Origin of the sequence: Paeniglutamicibacter cryotolerans (genome assembly GCF_014190875.1) — a bacterium.
Taxonomy (GTDB): Bacteria; Actinomycetota; Actinomycetes; order Actinomycetales; family Micrococcaceae; genus Paeniglutamicibacter; species Paeniglutamicibacter cryotolerans.
In genome coordinates this window covers 1,596,987-1,617,509 of record NZ_JACHVS010000001.1, presented here as the reverse complement: position 1 = coordinate 1,617,509, position 20,523 = coordinate 1,596,987, and the positions used below count along the sequence as shown (strand labels likewise).

The window sequence follows — 20,523 nt, the reverse complement described above, 5'->3', positions numbered from 1 at the left end:
CCTGCCACCCACCCCCCCCATCATTTCCCGGGGCCAGGTGGCCGGCCCAAAAAGATCACCCGCGGATAAGACTCAGGCCAGAATGTCAAAGGCCATGGGCCCGCCACCCCCGATAAGTTCCTTACGGTGCTGCCATTGCGAAGCGTATGCGCTGGAAGGACTGGACAGAAGATGACGGTACCCATGTCCGTTCAAGAAGGGTCAGAAGACTGGACTCCGAGGCAGTCTCCGGACGTAAAATCGCCCGCGCCCTAGGCATCGGATGAGATTCAGTTACCCACTCCACCGGCCAGCTGGACTTCTCCCCAGGACCACCGGCACCGCTGACCAGGCCAGGGCTCGGAGTTGACCGGCTTCGATCACCTCATTGACCGGTAGCTCATCGAGGACGCTGGCCGCCGGCGCAAGCAGCGCCATACCGCCAAACGGGTCTTTGACCGGCTCGTGGAAGAGCGCGGCTTCACCGGCACCTATTCACCGGTCTAACGCCACGTGAAGAAATTCAAAGAAGCGACCAGGAACCCCGCGAAGGGCCTCAACGGACTTCTCTGGCTACCTGGAACCGTGCAGGTCGGCTTCGGGCAGCCGGACGCGGTGATGGCCAGGATCCGGCAGGTCCTACACATCTTGCTGATCACCTTCCAGTTCTCAAACATGCGATTAATTCAGGCCTACCGCGAGGAAACCGCCGAGTGTGTCTGCCAAGGGCTGCACACCATCCTTGAGCACATCGGCGTCGCACCCAGGGAGCTGCTCTTCGACAATGCCACCGGTATCGCTCGATGGGTGGGAACCAAGGTGGTCAAGTCCAAACCATTCGGCACGTTCAAGCTCCACTACCGCTCATCTTCCCGGTACTGCAACCCGGATTCAGGCCATGAGAAGGGCAACGTGGAAAAAACGGTCGGGTCCCTACGCCGGAATGTCATGGTCCCCGAACCGGGAGCGAACAGCCTGCAGGCGCTGAACCAGCTGCTACTTAAACAGTGCGGAGCGCTAGGCAGTGCCGTGTACTACCGCAAGGGCCTCCCCCTGGCCGAGCTATTCGCCCATGACTTGGCGGCATCCCTAGAACTGCCGGGTATTGGTTTTGACCCGGTGCGCTATGAATCAAGGAAGGCCGATAAGACCGGGAACATCCTCATTGATTCAAATACCTACGCCGTCGGGCCGTCCTTCCATAGCCGTAACCTGACGGTGGGGTTACGCCGCGACGTGGTGCAGATCCTAGATAAGCATTGCGAACCGATCCGTTCCTTCCCGAGGGCCTTCGTCCGCCAGGACGAGACGATCTTCGAGCCGGCGTCCTTATTGCAGTTGCTGGTGAACAAGCCCAGGGCTCGGTCCCATTCCCCGTTGCGGAGCTTGGCCAGTGACCCGGTGCGTGACTGGCTCGAAACGGTCGGCCCCACCGATCGGCGCCGGCTGTTGAACGCGGTGGACGCTGCGTCCTCTTCGACCGGGTTCCAGGCCTCGGTCGGTGCCGCGGATATCCTGATTCGACGCGGTCATTCCTTGGATCGGGCTTCGTTGGGGATGCTGGCCCGTCGGGTGGCGCACTGCCCCGAGCTGACGGATGCGAATGTGAATGTAAATTTGAGCGTCTATGACACGTTCGCCAGGACGGAGATCAGCGCATGAATCTCGTGAGTGTTCAGGACCTGATAGAGGCAGGTAGGCAGGTCTCGTTGACTGGTTCGGCGTTGGCCGAACAGGCGAAGAAGGGCACTCCGAAGCAGCGTGAATACCTGTATGGGTTGCTGGTGGCCGGCGTTGAAGGCCTTGAAGGGTTTCGACTATTTTTCCGTCCATTTCCCCGAGGATCACGGGCGTGAGGCGTTGGAATCGTTGGAGTTTATCGAGCGAGCTCAGGGTCTGGTCCTTTATGGGGACGTTGGGCCCGGTAAGACGCATCTGTCCACAACAGCAACGACTGACGGAACACACAGTGCTTGGTTCGGTTCGTGTTTTTGGCCGGGGTGGGGGGTGTGGTTTTCTGGTTAAACGGCGCCATCCCCGGACCTGGTGGTCCGGGGATGGGCTCTGAAAAGATGTTCGGCGGTGTCCTACTCTCCCACACCCTCCCGAGTGCAGTACCATCGGCGCAGTGGGGCTTAGCTTCCGGGTTCGGTATGGGACCGGGCGTTTCCCCCACGCTATGACCGCCGTAACCCGTGCTCCACGCACCCGGGGGGACCCGGGTGGGGAAAATCATGGTCACAGTCATGCTGTGGTTGCTCATACCGCGTGCGCACCTGCCCGTGAAGGGGAGGGTGTGCACCGGTACGGTGTTTTCAGTCCTGCAAGACGGTTGTTGTCTCGGGACCGCATAGTGGACGCAGCGTATCTTGCCACCCATGAAGGGTGGTGTTTGTGGTGTAAGTCATCGGCCTATTAGTACGGGTCGGCTTCACGGGTCTTTGGTCCCCGCTTCCACGTCCCGCCTATCAACCCAGTGGTCTGCTGGGGGCCTCTCACACAAATTGTGCGTGGAAATCTCATCTCGAAGTGGGCTTCCCGCTTAGATGCTTTCAGCGGTTATCCCTTCCGAACGTAGCCAATCAGCGGTGCACTTGGCAGTACAACTGACACACCAGAGGTTCGTCCGTCCCGGTCCTCTCGTACTAAGGACAGCTCTTCTCAAATTTCCTGCGCGCGCAGCGGATAGGGACCGAACTGTCTCACGACGTTCTAAACCCAGCTCGCGTACCGCTTTAATGGGCGAACAGCCCAACCCTTGGGACCTACTCCAGCCCCAGGATGCGACGAGCCGACATCGAGGTGCCAAACCATGCCGTCGATATGGACTCTTGGGCAAGATCAGCCTGTTATCCCCGAGGTACCTTTTATCCGTTGAGCGACGGCCGTTCCACAACGTGCCGCCGGATCACTAGTCCCGACTTTCGTCCCTGCTCGAGCTGTCGCTCTCACAGTCAAGCTCCCTTGTGCACTTACACTCGACACCTGATTGCCAACCAGGCTGAGGGAACCTTTGGGCGCCTCCGTTACTTTTTAGGAGGCAACCGCCCCAGTTAAACTACCCATCAGGCACTGTCCCTGACCCAGATCATGGGCCGAAGTTAGGTGACCGGTACAGCCAGAGTGGTATTTCAACGATGACTCCACCACAACTAGCGTTGCGGCTTCACAGTCTCCCACCTATCCTACACAAGCTGCACCGAACACCAATACCAAACTATAGTAAAGGTCTCGGGGTCTTTCCGTCCTGCTGCGCGTAACGAGCATCTTTACTCGTAGTGCAATTTCGCCGAGTTCATGGTTGAGACAGCGGGGAAGTCGTTACTCCATTCGTGCAGGTCGGAACTTACCCGACAAGGAATTTCGCTACCTTAGGATGGTTATAGTTACCACCGCCGTTTACTGGGGCTTAAATTCTCAGCTTCGCCTTGCGGCTAACCGGTCCTCTTAACCTTCCAGCACCGGGCAGGAGTCAGTCCGTATACATCGTCTTGCGACTTCGCACGGACCTGTGTTTTTAGTAAACAGTCGCTTCCCCCTGGTCTCTGCGGCCCCGATCCCCTCCGGAACGCGAAGTTCCATCAAGGTTGGGGCCCCCCTTCTCCCGAAGTTACGGGGGCATTTTGCCGAGTTCCTTAACCATGATTCTCTCGATCGCCTTAGTATTCTCTACCTGATCACCTGTGTCGGTTTGGGGTACGGGCGGCTAAAACCTCGCGTCGATGCTTTTCTTGGCAGCATAGGATCACCGAATCACCCCCCGAGGGGGGCGCCTATCGGGTCTCAGGCTTAGATGAGTCGCGGATTTGCCTACGACTCGCCCTACATCCTTGGACCAGGTCAATTCCATTGCCTGGCTCGGCTACCTTCCTGCGTCACACCTGTTAATACGCTTACCTCCCCGGCTCGGGTCCCGCGCCTTACACCCGGTAGATGACCCGAAGGTCATCTGGTGGGTGCTCGGGGCGGTTAGCATCGCCGGCTTAGTATGGGCGGTTTTTTACCGGTACGGGAATATCAACCCGTTGTCCATCGACTACGCCTGTCGGCCTCGCCTTAGGTCCCGACTTACCCAGGGCAGATTAGCTTGACCCTGGAACCCTTGATCATTCGGCGGACGGGTTTCTCACCCGTCTTTCGCTACTCATGCCTGCATTCTCACTCGTGTGGGCTCCACCGCTGGTTTACACCGCGACTTCACTGCCCACACGACGCTCCCCTACCCATCCAGGCGGCTGGACCACGAAGGCCTACCACATACCTGAATGACGCAACTTCGGCGGTGTGCTTGAGCCCCGCTACATTGTCGGCGCGGAATCACTTGACCAGTGAGCTATTACGCACTCTTTCAAGGATGGCTGCTTCTAAGCCAACCTCCTGGTTGTCTTCGCAACTCCACATCCTTTTCCACTTAGCACACGCTTAGGGGCCTTAGTTGGCGCTCTGGGCTGTTTCCCTCTCGACTATGAAGCTTATCCCCCACAGTCTCACTGCTGCGCTCTCACTTACCGGCATTCGGAGTTTGGCTGACGTCAGTAACCTTGTAGGGCCCATTAGCCATCCAGTAGCTCTACCTCCGGTAAGAAACACGCAACGCTGCACCTAAATGCATTTCGGGGAGAACCAGCTATCACGAAGTTTGATTGGCCTTTCACCCCTACCCACAGCTCATCCCCTCCATTTTCAACTGAAGTGGGTTCGGTCCTCCACGCGCTCTTACACGCGCTTCAACCTGGCCATGGGTAGATCACTTCGCTTCGGGTCTAGATCACGCCACTAACTCGCCCTATTCAGACTCGCTTTCGCTACGGCTTCCCCACACGGGTTAACCTCGCGACGTAACACTAACTCGCAGGCTCATTCTTCAAAAGGCACGCTGTCACCCCAACAAGGAGGCTCCAACGGATTGTAAGCGCACGGTTTCAGGTACTATTTCACTCCCCTCCCGGGGTACTTTTCACCTTTCCCTCACGGTACTTTTCCGCTATCGGTCATTGGGTAGTATTTAGGCTTATCAGGTGGTCCTGACAGATTCATACGGGATTTCTCGGGCCCCGTACTACTTGGGATACCATCACAGGGCGGCGAAACACATTACGGATACGGGACTTTCACCCCCTATGGTCCTGCATTCAAACAGGTTCTCCTATATGTTCGCACCTCACCCCGCCAGTGCGGCAGCACTGGCATGGATAGTCCCACAACCCCGACCATGCAACGCCCGCCGGCTATCACACATGGACCGGTTTAGCCCCATCCGCTTTCGCTCGCCACTACTCACGGAATCACTTTTGTTTTCTCTTCCTGGGGGTACTGAGATGTTTCACTTCCCCCCGTTCCCTCCACGCAGCCTATGTGTTCAGCTGCGGGTCATGCGGCATGACGCCGCACGGGGTTTCCCCATTCGGAAATCCTGGCATCAACGTCCGGTTATCGACTCCGCCAGGCTTATCGCAGATTCCCACGTCCTTCTTCGGCTCCCAATGCCAAGGCATTCACCGTGCGCCCTTAAAAACTTGACCACAAACAGGTCAAATCAAAAAGACACTAACTTATATCGAGAAAACCAACGGAACCACACACGAGGTGCGGTCCAGGGTCTTCTATCATCAAAGAAATTGCTATTTTGCATGCTCCACGACCCTCTCACACCCCCTCCCGAAGAAGCAGGCGATCAACGATACGTGGCATACAAGATGCTCGCGTCCACTATGCAGTTCCCAAACAACAACCCCATCACACCCACCACCAGCACCACCACCCCGTCACGGGATGATTCGGCGCGGCTTAGGCCATGCGCGGGGACAACCAGAAACAAACAGCCCACACACACCACCACTCACCCCCCACCACAACGGTGAGAGACGAGCAAGTAAACATGCATGTCCTGTTGCCTCAGGACCCAACAGTGTGCCAAGAGACCGAACCCCCCACCGACCAGCTCCCCGTTCCCACCACACAAGTGCGGCGTACTAGGAAAACCAACCAGGAAGAAACCCGGCCATTACCTGTTAACATTCCACCCATGAGCACCCGTCCACCAACACAAGTGGTGGAAACGGGCAGCACTGAACAAGCCGTGAACACCACTGTGGATGAACCGTACCTGCTAGTTGCTCCTTAGAAAGGAGGTGATCCAGCCGCACCTTCCGGTACGGCTACCTTGTTACGACTTAGTCCCAATCGCCGGTCCCACCTTCGACGGCTCCCTCCCACAAGGGGTTAGGCCACCGGCTTCGGGTGTTACCAACTTTCGTGACTTGACGGGCGGTGTGTACAAGGCCCGGGAACGTATTCACCGCAGCGTTGCTGATCTGCGATTACTAGCGACTCCGACTTCATGGGGTCGAGTTGCAGACCCCAATCCGAACTGAGACCGGCTTTTTGGGATTAGCTCCACCTCACAGTATCGCAACCCATTGTACCGGCCATTGTAGCATGCGTGAAGCCCAAGACATAAGGGGCATGATGATTTGACGTCGTCCCCACCTTCCTCCGAGTTGACCCCGGCAGTCTCCTATGAGTCCCCGGCATAATCCGCTGGCAACATAGAACGAGGGTTGCGCTCGTTGCGGGACTTAACCCAACATCTCACGACACGAGCTGACGACAACCATGCACCACCTGTGAACCGACCCCAAAGGGGAAACCGTGTTTCCACGGCGATCCGGAACATGTCAAGCCTTGGTAAGGTTCTTCGCGTTGCATCGAATTAATCCGCATGCTCCGCCGCTTGTGCGGGCCCCCGTCAATTCCTTTGAGTTTTAGCCTTGCGGCCGTACTCCCCAGGCGGGGCACTTAATGCGTTAGCTACGGCGCGGAAAACGTGGAATGTCCCCCACACCTAGTGCCCAACGTTTACGGCATGGACTACCAGGGTATCTAATCCTGTTCGCTCCCCATGCTTTCGCTCCTCAGCGTCAGTTAATGCCCAGAGACCTGCCTTCGCCATCGGTGTTCCTCCTGATATCTGCGCATTTCACCGCTACACCAGGAATTCCAGTCTCCCCTACATCACTCTAGTCTGCCCGTACCCACCGCAGATCCGGAGTTGAGCCCCGGACTTTCACGGCAGACGCGACAAACCGCCTACGAGCTCTTTACGCCCAATAATTCCGGATAACGCTTGCGCCCTACGTATTACCGCGGCTGCTGGCACGTAGTTAGCCGGCGCTTCTTCTGCAGGTACCGTCACTTTCGCTTCTTCCCTACTGAAAGAGGTTTACAACCCGAAGGCCGTCATCCCTCACGCGGCGTCGCTGCATCAGGCTTTCGCCCATTGTGCAATATTCCCCACTGCTGCCTCCCGTAGGAGTCTGGGCCGTGTCTCAGTCCCAGTGTGGCCGGTCACCCTCTCAGGCCGGCTACCCGTCGTCGCCTTGGTGAGCCATTACCTCACCAACAAGCTGATAGGCCGCGAGTCCATCCCAGACCGATAAATCTTTCCACCAAAAACCATGCGGCTTACGGTGCATATCCGGTATTAGACCCAGTTTCCCGGGCTTATCCCAGAGTCTAGGGCAGGTTACTCACGTGTTACTCACCCGTTCGCCACTAATCGGAGAGCAAGCTCCCCTCATCGTTCGACTTGCATGTGTTAAGCACGCCGCCAGCGTTCATCCTGAGCCAGGATCAAACTCTCCGTAAAAAAATACAGACACAACCAACACGCCGACTGGAAAAAGCCGACCGGGTTGCACCAAGTAAAAAAATCCCGGCAAATTGCCTCGAGCCTCCACACGGGGGTGCGGAGCCCGAAACCATTCACCAATTACATAATAAAATCGGTGTTAACAAATTTGGCACACTATTGAGTTCTCAAACAACAGACGCTTCCAACCTCCACGACCCGGAACACCGGCGCTTCGCTCTGGAGCAACTTTTCTAGCTTAGTCCCAATCCCTGTCCCGGTCAAATCGATGATCCGGGAGAAGAAGGAGAAAATCTTCGCGCCGTCCGTTCGCATCTCCCTTTCGGGCTGCGATCCGGTGTGCGGCGCGATAAATAACTATAGGCGCATTTGGCGTGATTGTCCAAACGGGGGCACTCCCACCGCTCGGACCGGGTAAAAACCCCGGAAAGCCGGGGCAAACGACGGGCCTGCCACCGTCCCGGGACCACGCATCGCCCGAAACCATTAATGTGAGCCCGAACACCACGATGAGCCGGATCAACGAATCTGGCGCTACTCGACGGCTACATCCCCTCTTTACGGGAGATGGATACTTTCCGCCAAGAAAACTGCCGCATTGCGGCGGAGCGCTGGACCCTGCTCCCCCGCTCGAACGCCGTCGGTAGGTGGTTCACTTGGCTGCCCCTTCCCCAGGGCAGTCGAGGTTGGAGGTGTCCGCTGGCTCCGGTCCCGCGGCTGCTCCGCCTCCGGCGCCCCAGACCGGAATCACTCAACGACCGAACCGGTGGCCGGGGAGTCGGTGACTGCAGGGGCCATCGGATCGAGAGTCTCTCGCCAGGTTCCGTCAGTTTCATGGATCTGGTATTTGTACACTGCTCCGACCCCTACTCCCGGAATGAACAGTTCCCAGACTCCGGTTCGGCCCAGAGCGCGCATCGCGTGATGCGTTCCGTCCCAATGGTTGAAGGAGCCGATGACACGGATGGCCTGGGCCCGCGGCTCCCAAAGCGCGAACGAGGTTCCATCACTGTCTCCGAGCTCCGAATGGTAGTGACGCACCCTAGATCCGAGCACCTCCCCCGGGTTTGCGTGTTTCCCGGTGGCGATCAGGTGTAGTTCCAACTCTCCCAGCGTGGGCGGATGGCGGTAGGGGTCGTCCAGGATCCTCGGAGCCCCGTCGAGATAAGTGGTTTCGATTCGATAGTCGGGGACGTGGCCGGTGTGCGCTACCGGGACAACGGCAACCCAGACACCGCCGTATTCGTGTTCCATCACAGTGCGCCCGGCTCCGGTCAATACGGTGACAGCATGGGCCAGGGGTCGCAGCACGCGCACAGTGGCCTCACCCTCATCCTCGAGGTGAGCACCCAGCACGGCATGCGGCGCATGATATTCGGCCCTCGAGATCCGTTCAAGCAACTCGGGGGTCACCGACAAGGGCGGCCCGGCCGATGAAGCGGCCGGGGTAAGCGCACCGGCAGCGGGGACTCCGATAGCTGAGGCCCGGCGTGGCTTGACCGACGCCAAGGGCTTCGCCGCTCCCCTGGCAATGGCCTTCCTTGCCGGCCCCGCGTTGACTGCCTTCGGCCCGGCTGACGCCGGCATTGCGGCGGAGTTCTCGTCATTTGTCATCTGATTGGCACCTCCTGCTCGGACCACCGTCGTCGGTGGTGTCTTGGTGAACGGCTATGACCTGCCTGCAAACAGTCTTCACTCATCGACCGTCACCGACAACGTGGAGGATATAGGCCGGTTCGGTTCGGGGGCCGAGACAAACGTAGTTGTGTTCGCCCCATCGCCACTGCTGCCCACCAACGAGGTCGCGCACCGCGAAGGTCCGGGCCTCCCCTGGCTCGTCCGCTTCCAGGCCAAGCGCCCGGAGGTCAAGGCTTACCGTTGCCTCGCGGGTCGTGTGCGGGTCGAGGTTCACTACCACGATCACCGTGTCTGCTGGTTCGCCGGCGTGACGGGCTCGGGACTTGGAGAACACCATCACCGCATCGTCATCACAGCAGTGGATTGTCAGGTTCCGCTGCGTGGACAGTGCGGGGTGATCGCGCCTGATCCCGTTCAGCAAGGTGATGTACGGGGCCAGCGAGCGGCCGGCGACTTCCGCAGCAGCGAAATCGCGCGGCTTGTACTCGTATTTTTCCGAGTCGAGGTGTTCCGCGGAGCCGGGGCGGGCCACGTGTTCAAAGAGTTCGTATCCGGCATACATGCCCCAGAGCGGGCTGGCCATTGCCGCCAGCACTGCCCTGACCTTCGACCCGGAAAGGCCTCCGAATTGCACATAGCCGGTGAGGGTATCGGGGGTGGAGACGAAGAAGTTTTGCCGGGAGAAAGCGCTGGAATCTCCGGCAGCCTCCCTGAAATTGGATTCCAGCTCGGCCTTGGTGTTCCACGTGGCGAAGTGGCCCGAGCACTGCTGGAAACCCGCCTTCCCCAGTGCCTGCACCACGGCGGGACTCGCGGGAGCCGCGGCCATGAACACCACATCCGGATGGTCCACCGAAATCCGGCCGATCAGCCACTGCCAGAACCACAGTGGCTTGGCATCCGCATCGTCGACGCGGAAGATCCTCACTCCGCGGTCAATCCACAACAGCACGATCCGCAGGACCTCGGCAGAGAGCCCCGCGGGGTCGTGATCGAAGTTCAACGGGTAGACGCCCCGATATTTCTTCGGCGGGTTCTCCGCATAGGCGATGGATCCATCGGCCCGGGTGGTGAACCATTCGGAATGTTCGGCGACCCACGGGTGATCCGGCGACGCCTGCAACGCCAGGTCGAGCGCTACTTCGAGTCCGAGTCCCCACGCTGAATCCACGAAGAAGGCGAAGTCTGCTTCCCCGCCCAGGTCCGGATGGAACGCGTCATGGCCGCCATCGGCCGAACCGACGGCCCACGGCGAACCGGGATCGTGCGGGCCGGCAACCGGCGTGTCATTTGGGCCGGCGCGGCGGGTGCGGCCGATCGGGTGGATCGGGGGCAGCAGAATGACATCGAACCCCATGGCCGCTACCGCTTCGAGCCGCTTCGCGGCGGTGCGGAAAGTTCCTGAGGCGTAGGACTTGGTACCCCTGTCATAGACGGCCCCCTCGGAGCGGGGAAAGAATTCGTACCAGGCTCCGTATCCGGCAGCCCTGCGCTCAACCAGGATCGGATACCTGGGTGAGGTGGTGAGCAGCTGGCGCAACGGCGTGCGTTCGAAGATCGCTTCCACTGCGCTGCTAGTTCCGGCGGCGAGCCGCTCGACGGGATTCAACCGATCGTCGCCGACCCGCTGCGCAATATGTAGCAGGGCCGACCGGTCAGCGGCATCGAGCCCCGGTGCGGAAGCGGCCCGGGTGAACAGCGCTGCTCCCTCTGCCAGCATCAGCGCCGTGTCGATGCCCGTGTCGATCTTGATGGTGGCGTCGTGCATCCAGGTGGCATAGGGGTGGTCCCACGCCTCGATAGAGAATTCCCAGAGCCCGGGGGAACCGGGTCGCACCGTGGCATGCCAGGTGTCCAATCCCTGGGCGCCCGGGGACATCACGACTCTATGGGCCTCCGACCCATCAGGGGCATGGAGCACCGCGCTCACTCCGAGCTTGTCGTGACCCTCGCGAAAGGCGGTCGCGCCGAGCCGGAGATCTTCGCCGACCATCGCCTTGACCGGATAGAGCCCCCCATCCAGGACCGGTGTCACCGCCGTGATGGGAATCCGCCCGAAACATGATGCCATGTGGTGTGTCACATTCATCACGCTAGCGATAAACCGGGCCGGAAGCCATGAAAGACAGGCCCGCGCTTAGGCGCGGACTTTCTGCGTCCGCCCCACCCGATCACCGGCGTCCCACTGCGCTGCCATCCGCGGCCCGGCCCGGCAACGAGTCCCCGTCACCGGGCAGACGGCAACGGCCGCTCCCGGTGCGGGAACGGCCGTTAGGTCCCGGCCGGAGCCGGGTGGTTACTGCTGGGATCAGACGCTGCGGCGTCGGGAGATCTCGTAGAGGGTGATGCCGACGGCCATGGAGGCGTTCAGTGATTCCATCGCCGAGTCGATCGGGATCGAGACGATCTGGTCGCAGGTCTCGCGCACAAGCCGGGACAGGCCCTTGCCCTCGGAGCCGACGACGATGCAGATCGGTTCGGTGGCAAGTTCCAGGCCGGGCAGCGACACGTCGCCGTCCCCATCCAGCCCGACCACGTACACGCCCATGCGCTTGAGTTCCTTCAGCGCGGCGGTGAGGTTGGTGGCGCGGGTGACCGGAACGCGAACGGCTGCACCGGCGCTGGTCTTCCATGCGGAGGCGGTCAGGCCCACCGAGCGGCGCTCGGGCACGATGACGGAGTGGCCGGAGAAGGCCGAGACGGAGCGGATGATCGCACCGAGGTTACGTGGGTCGGTGATGCCATCCAACGCGACGAACAGCGGGGCGTTGGAGATGTGGCCCTTGGCGGACTTGGACAGGATCGACTCGGCGTGCTCAATCGCATCCTTGTACTCGTACGGCGGGATCTGCAGGACCAGGCCCTGGTGAATGGCGTCGTCGGTCATCCGGTCCAGTTCCGGCTTGCCGGTTTCCATCACCGGGATATTGCGCTCGGCGGCGATCTTCAGCGATTCACGCACGCGGTCGTCGACATCGACACGGATCGCCACGTACATGGCCTTGACCGGGATGTTGGCGCGCAGCGCCTCAACCACCGAGTTACGGCCGGTGACCATTTCCTCGGCATTCTTCGCGCGTCCACCGGTGCGTCCGCGCGGGGCGCCCTTGCCGGCCGGCACGCGCTTGGCAGCGGCGCGTTCGCCCAGCTCCTTGGAGCGGTAGGCCTTGTGGTAGGTACGGTCTTCAGCCTTCGGCGTGGGCCCCTTGCCCTCGAGTGCCTTGCGGCCGTATCCGCCGGTTCCGACGGAGGGACCCTTCTTGGACTTACGGATGGCGCCGGAGCGCTTTGGTGCAGACATGGTCGGTAGTCCTTGGTATCAGATGGTCGTTCGTCGGCCCGGCAGGCCTATCAGCCCTTTAGTTTAGCGGCAAAACAGCCACTACCGGGAAGGATAGTGAGCAGTCTCTCCTACTTCAGCGACCAGCGGGCCCCGGCGGCAGAATCCTCCACGACGATGCCGGCCGCTGCCAGCGCATCGCGGATCGCATCGGCTGCGGCCCAGTCCTTGGCCGCGCGGGCCGCGTCGCGGGCCGCCAGCTGTGAATGGATCAGCATGTCCAGAGCACGGTGCTCGGCCGCATCGGAACCGGCCTCGCCGCTGCCGGCATCGTCCAGACCCAACGTATAGGTCATGGCCATGACCTGCTGCAGCGCGGCATCGGCCGCCTCTAGATCGCCGGCTGCCAGCGCCGTGTTCCCGGCGCGGACGGTGGCATGCAGCGCGGCCAGGGCTTGGGGCACGTTCAGGTCCTCGTTCATCGCCGCGGCGAAGTCCTCGGTCACCTCGAAGTGGTGCATATCGATGTCGAAGTCCGACCCCGTGGAAACCTGGTGGATGCGCTCGAGCGCATTCGCAATAAAGGTGTCGATGCGCTCCACCGCCGATCCCGCTTCGGCCAGCGAAGCGGGGCGGTAGTCCAGCTGCGAGCGGTAGTGCGCCTGGCCCAGGAAGTAGCGGACGACGCGCGGGGTGGCCAGTTCGAGCATCTGCGCCGGCGAGATGGTGTTGCCGATCGACTTCGACATCTTTTCACCCTCGTAAGTGACCATGCCGTTGTGCATCCAGAAGTTCGCGAAGCCGTGGCCGGCGGCCGTGGACTGGGCCAATTCGTTTTCGTGGTGTGGGAAGCGCAGGTCCAGTCCGCCGCCGTGGATGTCGAACTCGGTGCCGAGATACTTGGTGACCATGGCTGAGCATTCCAGGTGCCAGCCCGGGCGGCCGGGGCCCCAGGGGCTGGGCCAGGAGGCGGTGGCCGGGTCGGTGGCCTTGTACCCCTTCCACAGGGCGAAGTCACGCGCATCGCGCTTGCCACGCGGATCGGCGTCGGTCGCGCCCTGCATGTCATCGATGTTCTGGCGGGTGAGCGTCCCGTAGTCCTTCCAAGAGCGCACGTCGAAGTAGACGTCGCCGGAGTCATCCAGCGCCGGGTAGGCATGGCCGCGCTCGATGAGCTGAGCGATCAGGCCGTGCATCTCCGGGATGTGACCGGTGGCACGCGGTTCGTAGGTGGGACGGCGCACGCCGAGCACGTCGTACGCCTGGGCGAACTCCTGCTCGAAGCGGTAGGCCAGCGCGAACCACGGTTCACGGGCCAGGTAGTCTTCGTCCTCCTCGAAGTCCTCGGCATAGGATGCGGCGGACTTCTCCAGGATCTTGTCGTCGATGTCCGTCACGTTGCGCACCACGGTGACTGCATGCCCGGTGGCCTCAAGCCAGCGGGTCAGGATGTCGAAGGCGATGGCCGAGCGGACATGGCCCACATGCGGCATGCCCTGGACCGTCGCGCCGCAGTAGTAGAGGCTCGCCTCGCCCTCGATGAGGGGGACGAAGTCCCTGATCTGGGCCTGTTTGGTGTCGTAAAAACGGATGCTCACGCTTCTAGGTTATCCGAGCCGGACGCCGCCGCATCGGAGCGGTAGACCAGCGCCGTGGCGTAGGCGGTGAGGCCCTGCCCCGATCCCTCGTATCCCAGCGCGTCGGAAGTGGTGGCGGTGACGGTGACCTCGGCGCCGGCGGCTGCCGAAAGCACAGCATCGGCTTCGTTGCGCCGCGGGCCGAACTTGGGTCGGTTGCCCACGAACTGGATGGCGACATTGCCGATCTCAAACCCGGCGGCTCGAACCAGCCGGGCGGCCTCGGCCAGCAGCAGGGTCCCCGCCGCGCCGGCGAATTCCGGCCGCGAGGTACCGAAGTGGGTCCCGAGGTCACCGATTCCGGCCGCCGAGAAAAGCGCGTCGCAGGCGGCATGTGCCACGGCATCGCCATCGGAGTGGCCGGCCAGGCCGCGTTCGCCAGGCCAATGCAACCCGGCGAGCCAAAGCCCACGTTCCGGGTCCGGCGAAATGGCGTGGACGTCGACGCCCAGACCGATGCGCGGGATGATCGGGGCCTGGCGATTGGCGTTGCTCATGCTTCGTCCTCATATCCGTTGGCGACAAGTGCCTCGGCCAGCAGCAGGTCCATTTTCGTGGTGACTTTCAGGCCCAAGGCGGATCCGTGCACTGTAAATACGGTAATTCCGTTCATTTCCATCAGCATGGCATCGTCGGTGACCTTCTCGGCGCGCTCGGGCTTCCAGCTGCTGACGGCTGCGTGGGCGGCTGCCAGACTGGCCGCGTTGAATCCCTGCGGAGTCTGCACCGCCCGGAGCACCGCGCGGTCTACCGTCGAGCTGACGATGCCCTCTCCGATCCCGGCGGAGGCAGGTTGCACGCTCTTGATCGTGTCGATGACCGGCAACACCGGTATCACGGCTTCTGCCCCGGCGCTCAGGGCGTCCGCTACTCGCTCGAAAACGGCGGGCGGGGTCAGCGCCCGGGCGGCATCGTGGACCAGGACGAATTCGGTGCCCGGCTCCAGCCTGGCCAGCCCGGCCCGAACCGAGTCGTTGCGCGTCGCCCCGCCAGTGCACGTGACGGGTCTGCTCCGGTGGCGGGAACAGATGCCTTCCAGCTCGGCGTTGCCCTCCGGAAGCACCACTATCACCCGGGCATCCGGACAGCCGGTGGCGAGGCCATCCAACGCGTGTTCGAGAAGCGACCTGCCGGCCAGCGGTACCAAGGCCTTGGGTATTCCGTATCCCAGCCGGGTTCCGGAACCTGCGGCTACAAGAATCACGGCAGTGCGGTGTGCGGGGGGCGGGGTTCCTTGTTCTGTGGGCACCCCACCACCCTAGGGTGCTGATGCCCGGAAATACCAAAGGGCCCGCCCACCGCCATGGTGGTCGAACCCCTTGGATAAGAAGATTAAAACAGTGTTGCCTTCCTGATCAGGAAGCCAACACCTCGTCCAGAACGCTTTCTGCCTTTTCCTCGTCCAACTTCTTGGCCAGGGCCAATTCGCTGATCAGGATCTGGCGGGCCTTCGAGAGCATGCGCTTCTCTCCGGCGGACAGCCCGCGGTCGTTATCTCGGCGCCACAGGTCACGAACGACCTCTGCCACCTTGATGACGTCCCCGGAGGCCAACTTTTCCAGATTCGCCTTGTAGCGTCGGGACCAGTTGGTCGGTTCTTCAGTGAATTCTGCTCGGAGCACGTCAAAGACCTGTTCCAGGCCTTCCGTACCAACGACATCGCGCACGCCGACAAGATCAACGTTTTCCGCTGGAACCTCAATCGTCAGGTCACCCTGTGCCACCTTGAGCTTGAGATACATTTTCTCTTCGCCCTTGATGGTGCGCATCTTGATCTCTTCGATCATCGCTGCGCCGTGGTGCGGGTAGACAACAGTCTCGCCAACCTCAAAAACCATATGGATAATCCCCTTTCCCATTACCCAGTTTATCACGACATTAGTCGAATCAGGGCCGCTGATACCCCGTACTCCCTAGTAATCACGGGGATTTAGCCCTTCCCAAGCGAGGTCTTCGATGGTAAGAAGAAAGGGCTCCGTAGCGGCAATTCCTGTCATGACATAGCCCTTGTCGCAAAGCGCCGCACCTGGCAAATCCACCGCCCAGAGCCAAGGAATCCACCATTCTGGCCAACAACCATTAGGCTAGGGGCTGAGAGTTGCTTAAACGGGCGCGTAACGCGCGCCCGAAAGTAACCACCAGACTCGATCTTGATGAGGAGCTTGTGCCGTGATGACCGCACAGAAAAACCGTGGACGCCGCATTGTTGTCGCGGCGGTAGCCTTGGCCGCCCTGTCCCTGGGTGTCACCAGCTGTGGCGCCATCAATCAGCAGTCGACGGCCCTCCAGTACTCGGCTTCCGATGGACTCGTGGTGAACGTCGGCGAACTGGATGTTCGCAACCTGCTGTTCGTCGAAGCAGACAAGACCTCCGAGGCCCGAGTGCTCGGTAGCCTGGTCAACGCCACGGATAAGCCGCTGAACATGTCCATGAAGGTGAACGGAACCTCGCTGAAGTTCACCGTCCCGGCGAATTCCTCTAAGGAATTCGAAAAGGACGCCAACAAGACGCTCATCCCTTCCACCGGTGTTATTGCCGGCGCCCAGGTTCCAACCACGTTGACCGTCGGAGACGTCTCCACCGAGGTTCAGGTTCCGGTCGTTGATGGCACCCTGGTCGAGTACCGCCCGTATGTCCCGGGCGGCCACGACAGCTCGGTCACCCAGCACCTGACCCCGTCGCCGAAGTCTGAATCCGGACACTAGGCCCACCGCCCGGCGAACCACAAGGTCCGCGCCAGCAGATCCTCGGATCTAATGGCGTGGACCTTTTCGTGGGCCTCCCGGCCCACGACGCTCAGGCCTCGAACTTATAACCCAGGCCGCGGACCGTCACCAGGTGCACCGGCATCGAGGGGTCCGGTTCGATCTTCGAGCGTAGCCGCTTGACGTGCACGTCAAGGGTCTTCGTGTCCCCTACATAGTCCGAACCCCAGACTCGGTCGATGAGCTGCCCACGGGTAAGTACCCGACCGGCATTGCGCAGCAGGAGTTCGAGCAGCTCGAACTCCTTCAGCGGCATGGCCACCGGTTCGCTACGCACGGACACCACATGACGTTCCACGTCCATGCGCACGGGACCGGCCTGGACCGTCTGTGCGACCAGGTCCTCTGGCTCACCCTGCCTTCGCAGCACTGCACGGATCCGGGCCACCAGCTCGCGGGACGAATACGGCTTCGTCACGTAGTCGTCTGCTCCCAGCTCCAGGCCGACTACTTTGTCGATCTCGGAATCCTTCGCCGTCAGCATGATGACCGGGACATGCGATTTCTGCCGGATCTGGCGGAACACTTCGGTGCCCGGGATTCCCGGGAGCATCAGGTCAAGCAGCACGAGGTCGGCACCATGCCGCTCGAAATCGCTCACGGCATCCAGACCGTTTTCGGCGACCCGGATCTCGAAGCCCTCCTTTTCCAAGAGGTAGGAGAGCGGATCGCTCAACGATTCCTCGTCCTCGACAATCAAAATACGGGTCATACCCGGCCTTCCTTGCCGCGCACCTTACGTGCCGCGACGGCTATATCGAGGGGGACGGATCCCCCACTGAAATCTTCTGCGGGCAATTGCCCGTCCTCGAGGATCGGCAGGCGCACGGTGAAAGTCGAGCCTTGGCCCGGCTGCGACCAGACCGTGACCTCTCCACCATGGTTGGCCACCACATGTTTGACGATGCTCAGACCCAGCCCCGTTCCGCCGGTCTGGCGGGAGCGGGCCGCATCCACACGGTAGAAGCGTTCGAAAATCCGATCTTGTTCGTCGGCGGAGATACCGGGCCCTTGATCGGTCACCGAGACCTGGATCAGCCCGTCACGCTGCCGGATGCCGACGCCCACAGTGGTGCCGGGCCCGGAGTAGCGGATGGCATTGTCGATCAGGTTCCGCAGCGCCGTCATCAGCAGGTCCCGATCGCCGAATACCGGATCGAGGCTCTTGCCACCCACCGAAATGTTGATCTGCTTTTCCTCAGCCGGAAGCTTGTTGCGGTCAACTGCCTCAGCAATCACCGCATTGATGTCGACCGCCTCGCCCTCGACCACTATGTTGGTTCCCTGAAGCCGGGAAAGCTCGATGATGTCCTGCACCATGGCCCCTAGCCGAGCCGACTCCTTGTACAACCGTGCGGTGAATCGGTGCACCGCCACCGGGTCGTCTGCAGCTCCGTCGATGGCCTCAGAAAGCAGCGAGATGGCACTTACCGGCGTCTTGAGCTCATGCGAGACGTTGGCAACGAAGTCGTTGCGGATCGCTTCGGTGCGGGTGATTTCCGTCCGGTCATCGGCCAGCAACAAAATGTAGTCGTCCCCGAGCGGGGCCACCCGCACATGCACGATCATCGTCCCCTGGCCCAGCGGGCCGCGCGGCAGTTCGAATTCACGCTCGGCGATGACGCCGTCTGCACGCACCCGCCGCGCCAGCACCAGCAGTTCCTCGTGGACCAGCGTGTGCCCGCGGACCAAGCCGTAGGCGTAGGCCGCGGGGTTGGCCCGGACCACGCCGTCCACATCGTCGACCACCACGAAGGCGCGTCCAATCACCGACAGGATTTCGGCTGCCCCCTCGGGGAGCGTCGGCTCACCCACGTGGGGCAACCCGACCCGGGCGCGGACGCTCGAACGGTACGCCAAGATGCCTACGACGCCCAGCGCAAGCCCGACGAGGCCGGACAGTACGGAGATCAGGACATCGTTCACGCTTCTAGCCTAGCCCGGCCAAGGGACCGGGGAAGCGCCGATCGGCCGTCGTGGCGGCGCCATTCACCCAACGTTCATCTTGGGCCCCCGCACGGTTCACCCCAGGCTGTAAGAATGGACATCAACAGGGCCGGTTCCGCGCGCGGGATCGGCCGACAGCTATGAAAGGAACCAAGATTGCGCAAGGTTTTCCAGGCCGAACTCCAGCAGATCGGCGAGGAACTGATCCAGATGTCGCAGCTGGTCGCCCAGGCCATGGCTCGGGCCTATGAGGCATTCGAGAACGTCGACACCGAGCTGGCCCAGGAGGTCATCGCCGAGGACGCGCGCATCGACTTCCTGCAGACCCAACTCGACGAGCGGGCCATCGACGTGCTGGCACTGCAGGGTCCCGTGGCTTCGGACCTGCGCATGATCGTCGGTTCACTGCGCATGAGCGCCTCGCTGGAGCGCATGGGCGATTTGGCCCGACACGTGGCCCAGCTGGCCCGGCTGCGCTTCCCGCAACAGGTCGTCCCGGCCAAGCTTGCCCCGGTGTTCGCCGAGATGGCCGAGCTGGACATCCGCATCGCCGTGTTGCTGGGCGAACTACTCGAAACCCGTGAGCTGGATATCGCACGGCAGATCATCAAGCTTAACGAGCAGATCGATGCACTGCATGCCTCGGTATTCAAGATGGTGGCGTCACCTGACTGGACCGAAACAGCCCCGACCACAGCCGATGTCACATTGACCAGCCGTTATCTGGAACGATTCGGTGATCATGGCGTTTCGGTGGCCCGTAAGGTCAACTACTTGGTGACCGGCGAATGGGATCCGGACGCTGCCGGGTTCTAACGTCAGCGGCCCTCCGGCCACATGACAAAGGGGCGGCCGACGCCGCGGTTTTCACCGCATTGCCGGACCGCCCCTTTGGCGTTCAATCCACTGGTGTCGAGCCTTGCGGCCGACAGGGTGGGGGTAAATCTAGCCTTCGCACTCCAGGCAGAAGCCCACGCCGTTCTTCTCGCGGGCAAGCTGCGAGCGGTGGCGAATCAGGAAGCAGGAGCCACAGAGGAACTCGTCTTCCTTCTGCGGAACGACTGTAACCGTCAGCTCCTCGGAGGACAGGTCGGCTCCGGGGAGCTCGACGCCGTCACTTGTGTCACTTTCGTCCAGCTCGCGCGATACGCTTCGAGCATCCGGGGCGTTAGCGGACTTAACCGCTTCCAGGGATGCTTTCCGCGCCTCAGCTACGTCAGGCCGGACCTCATCATAATCAGTTGCCACGAAAATGCATTCCTTCTTTAACCATTGGTACGTCGAGATAGCACAGTACAGCATGAAACCGGCCATGTGATCACAGAATGCACAAAGAACCCTCCCTGAGGGCGTTTTTGTGATTCACTCGACGTTTAGCCGGCCCCAGCAGCCGTCATGAAAGGCCTGGAAAAATTCCCAACACTCCTCCGAGAGAGATCCGAGGATCAGGACAAATATCTATCTGACTAGTAAACTTTTATGCCTCTACGGACCAGACGCCCTTGCCGGGCCAGCGGACGCGACCCCTGGTTGCGACGGCTCATGCCCAATATGTCACAGCGGCTTAGCCCTGCGCGAAACCCGGGCCCGAGGGCTGCATCCGGCATTCTCCGGCTCAGCGGCAC

The 20,523-nt window shown here is 61.3% G+C and carries 13 protein-coding genes, 3 rRNA genes and 1 pseudogene; 4 read left to right on the top strand and 13 right to left on the bottom strand.

Annotated elements, in window-relative coordinates:
* The first annotated feature begins 183 nt into the window (after positions 1 to 183).
* Together istA and E9229_RS20030 are read left to right on the top strand one after the other, a co-directional pair.
* Positions 184 to 1,641 (top strand): annotated as a pseudogene (gene istA / locus E9229_RS07610) (IS21 family transposase).
* Positions 1,642 to 1,752: 111 nt separating this feature from the next.
* Positions 1,753 to 2,004 (top strand): ATP-binding protein, encoded by a 252-nt coding sequence (locus tag E9229_RS20030; protein WP_407671357.1) that lies wholly within the window; start codon positions 1,753 to 1,755, stop codon positions 2,002 to 2,004.
* 49 nt (positions 2,005 to 2,053) lie between these two features.
* Here the strand turns inward: E9229_RS20030 and rrf are convergent.
* From rrf to E9229_RS07555, 10 genes are all read right to left on the bottom strand, one after another.
* A 5S ribosomal RNA gene (gene rrf, locus E9229_RS07600) occupies positions 2,054 to 2,170 on the bottom strand.
* Positions 2,171 to 2,373: 203 nt separating this feature from the next.
* Positions 2,374 to 5,501: ribosomal RNA gene (locus E9229_RS07595) — 23S ribosomal RNA — on the bottom strand.
* A gap of 602 nt (positions 5,502 to 6,103) precedes the next feature.
* Positions 6,104 to 7,627, bottom strand: a 16S ribosomal RNA gene (locus E9229_RS07590).
* The 16S, 23S and 5S rRNA genes sit together here, the layout of an rRNA operon.
* A gap of 750 nt (positions 7,628 to 8,377) precedes the next feature.
* Positions 8,378 to 9,244: a GlgB N-terminal domain-containing protein gene (locus E9229_RS07585; protein ID WP_183510645.1), complete on the bottom strand. Its 867-nt coding sequence runs from the start codon at positions 9,242 to 9,244 to the stop codon at positions 8,378 to 8,380.
* A gap of 82 nt (positions 9,245 to 9,326) precedes the next feature.
* Positions 9,327 to 11,339, bottom strand: coding sequence for a maltotransferase domain-containing protein (locus tag E9229_RS07580; RefSeq protein ID WP_246380415.1), 2,013 nt, complete (start codon positions 11,337 to 11,339; stop codon positions 9,327 to 9,329).
* A gap of 237 nt (positions 11,340 to 11,576) precedes the next feature.
* Positions 11,577 to 12,569 (bottom strand): 23S rRNA (guanosine(2251)-2'-O)-methyltransferase RlmB, encoded by a 993-nt coding sequence (gene rlmB / locus E9229_RS07575; RefSeq protein WP_183510643.1) that lies wholly within the window; start codon positions 12,567 to 12,569, stop codon positions 11,577 to 11,579.
* A gap of 110 nt (positions 12,570 to 12,679) precedes the next feature.
* Positions 12,680 to 14,146 (bottom strand): cysteine--tRNA ligase, encoded by a 1,467-nt coding sequence (gene cysS / locus E9229_RS07570; protein ID WP_183510642.1) that lies wholly within the window; start codon positions 14,144 to 14,146, stop codon positions 12,680 to 12,682.
* Positions 14,143 to 14,682 carry a 2-C-methyl-D-erythritol 2,4-cyclodiphosphate synthase gene (gene ispF, locus E9229_RS07565; RefSeq protein WP_183510641.1) on the bottom strand — a complete coding sequence of 180 codons (540 nt, stop codon included), beginning with the start codon at positions 14,680 to 14,682 and terminating at the stop codon, positions 14,143 to 14,145. The genes cysS and ispF overlap by 4 nt, the downstream gene beginning before the upstream one ends.
* Positions 14,679 to 15,434, bottom strand: a complete 756-nt coding sequence (gene ispD, locus E9229_RS07560) for a 2-C-methyl-D-erythritol 4-phosphate cytidylyltransferase (RefSeq protein ID WP_183510640.1) — start codon at positions 15,432 to 15,434, stop codon at positions 14,679 to 14,681. The genes ispF and ispD overlap by 4 nt, the downstream gene beginning before the upstream one ends.
* Positions 15,435 to 15,540: 106 nt before the next feature.
* Positions 15,541 to 16,023, bottom strand: a complete 483-nt coding sequence (locus E9229_RS07555; RefSeq protein ID WP_183510638.1) for a CarD family transcriptional regulator — start codon at positions 16,021 to 16,023, stop codon at positions 15,541 to 15,543.
* A gap of 334 nt (positions 16,024 to 16,357) precedes the next feature.
* Here E9229_RS07555 and E9229_RS07550 point away from each other — a divergent pair, with 334 nt between their 5' ends.
* Positions 16,358 to 16,891 carry a hypothetical protein gene (locus tag E9229_RS07550; RefSeq protein WP_183510637.1) on the top strand — a complete coding sequence of 178 codons (534 nt, stop codon included), beginning with the start codon at positions 16,358 to 16,360 and terminating at the stop codon, positions 16,889 to 16,891.
* Between the two features lie 91 nt (positions 16,892 to 16,982).
* Here E9229_RS07550 and E9229_RS07545 read toward each other — a convergent pair whose 3' ends face one another.
* Both E9229_RS07545 and E9229_RS07540 read right to left on the bottom strand, forming a co-directional pair.
* Entirely contained in the window at positions 16,983 to 17,663 is a 681-nt protein-coding gene (locus tag E9229_RS07545) for a response regulator transcription factor (RefSeq protein ID WP_183510636.1), read from the bottom strand.
* A complete protein-coding gene (locus E9229_RS07540; protein WP_183510635.1) occupies positions 17,660 to 18,877 on the bottom strand; it encodes a sensor histidine kinase in 1,218 nt (405 codons plus the stop codon). Before E9229_RS07540 ends, E9229_RS07545 begins: the two co-directional genes overlap by 4 nt.
* A 177-nt stretch (positions 18,878 to 19,054) precedes the next feature.
* Between E9229_RS07540 and phoU the strand changes: the two genes are divergently transcribed.
* Entirely contained in the window at positions 19,055 to 19,714 is a 660-nt protein-coding gene (gene phoU / locus E9229_RS07535) for a phosphate signaling complex protein PhoU (RefSeq protein WP_183510634.1), read from the top strand.
* Positions 19,715 to 19,843: 129 nt separating this feature from the next.
* On the opposite strand, the gene E9229_RS07530 is transcribed toward phoU, so the two are convergent.
* Complete coding sequence (locus tag E9229_RS07530) at positions 19,844 to 20,146, bottom strand: DUF4193 domain-containing protein (protein ID WP_183510633.1); 303 nt, start codon at positions 20,144 to 20,146, stop codon at positions 19,844 to 19,846.
* Positions 20,147 to 20,523 lie beyond the last annotated feature (377 nt).

Bases quoted from the DNA above. Each gene is read 5' to 3' on its own strand.
- E9229_RS20030 (WP_407671357.1), top strand. From the start codon at position 1,753: ATGGGTTGCTGGTGGCCGGCGTTGAAGGCCTTGAAGGGTTTCGACTAT.
- E9229_RS07585 (WP_183510645.1), bottom strand. From the start codon at position 9,244: ATGACAAATGACGAGAACTCCGCCGCAATGCCGGCGTCAGCCGGGCCG.
- E9229_RS07580 (WP_246380415.1), bottom strand. From the start codon at position 11,339: ATGGCATCATGTTTCGGGCGGATTCCCATCACGGCGGTGACACCGGTC.
- rlmB (WP_183510643.1), bottom strand. From the start codon at position 12,569: ATGTCTGCACCAAAGCGCTCCGGCGCCATCCGTAAGTCCAAGAAGGGT.
- ispF (WP_183510641.1), bottom strand. From the start codon at position 14,682: ATGAGCAACGCCAATCGCCAGGCCCCGATCATCCCGCGCATCGGTCTG.
- E9229_RS07555 (WP_183510638.1), bottom strand. From the start codon at position 16,023: ATGGTTTTTGAGGTTGGCGAGACTGTTGTCTACCCGCACCACGGCGCA.
- E9229_RS07550 (WP_183510637.1), top strand. From the start codon at position 16,358: ATGACCGCACAGAAAAACCGTGGACGCCGCATTGTTGTCGCGGCGGTA.
- E9229_RS07545 (WP_183510636.1), bottom strand. From the start codon at position 17,663: ATGACCCGTATTTTGATTGTCGAGGACGAGGAATCGTTGAGCGATCCG.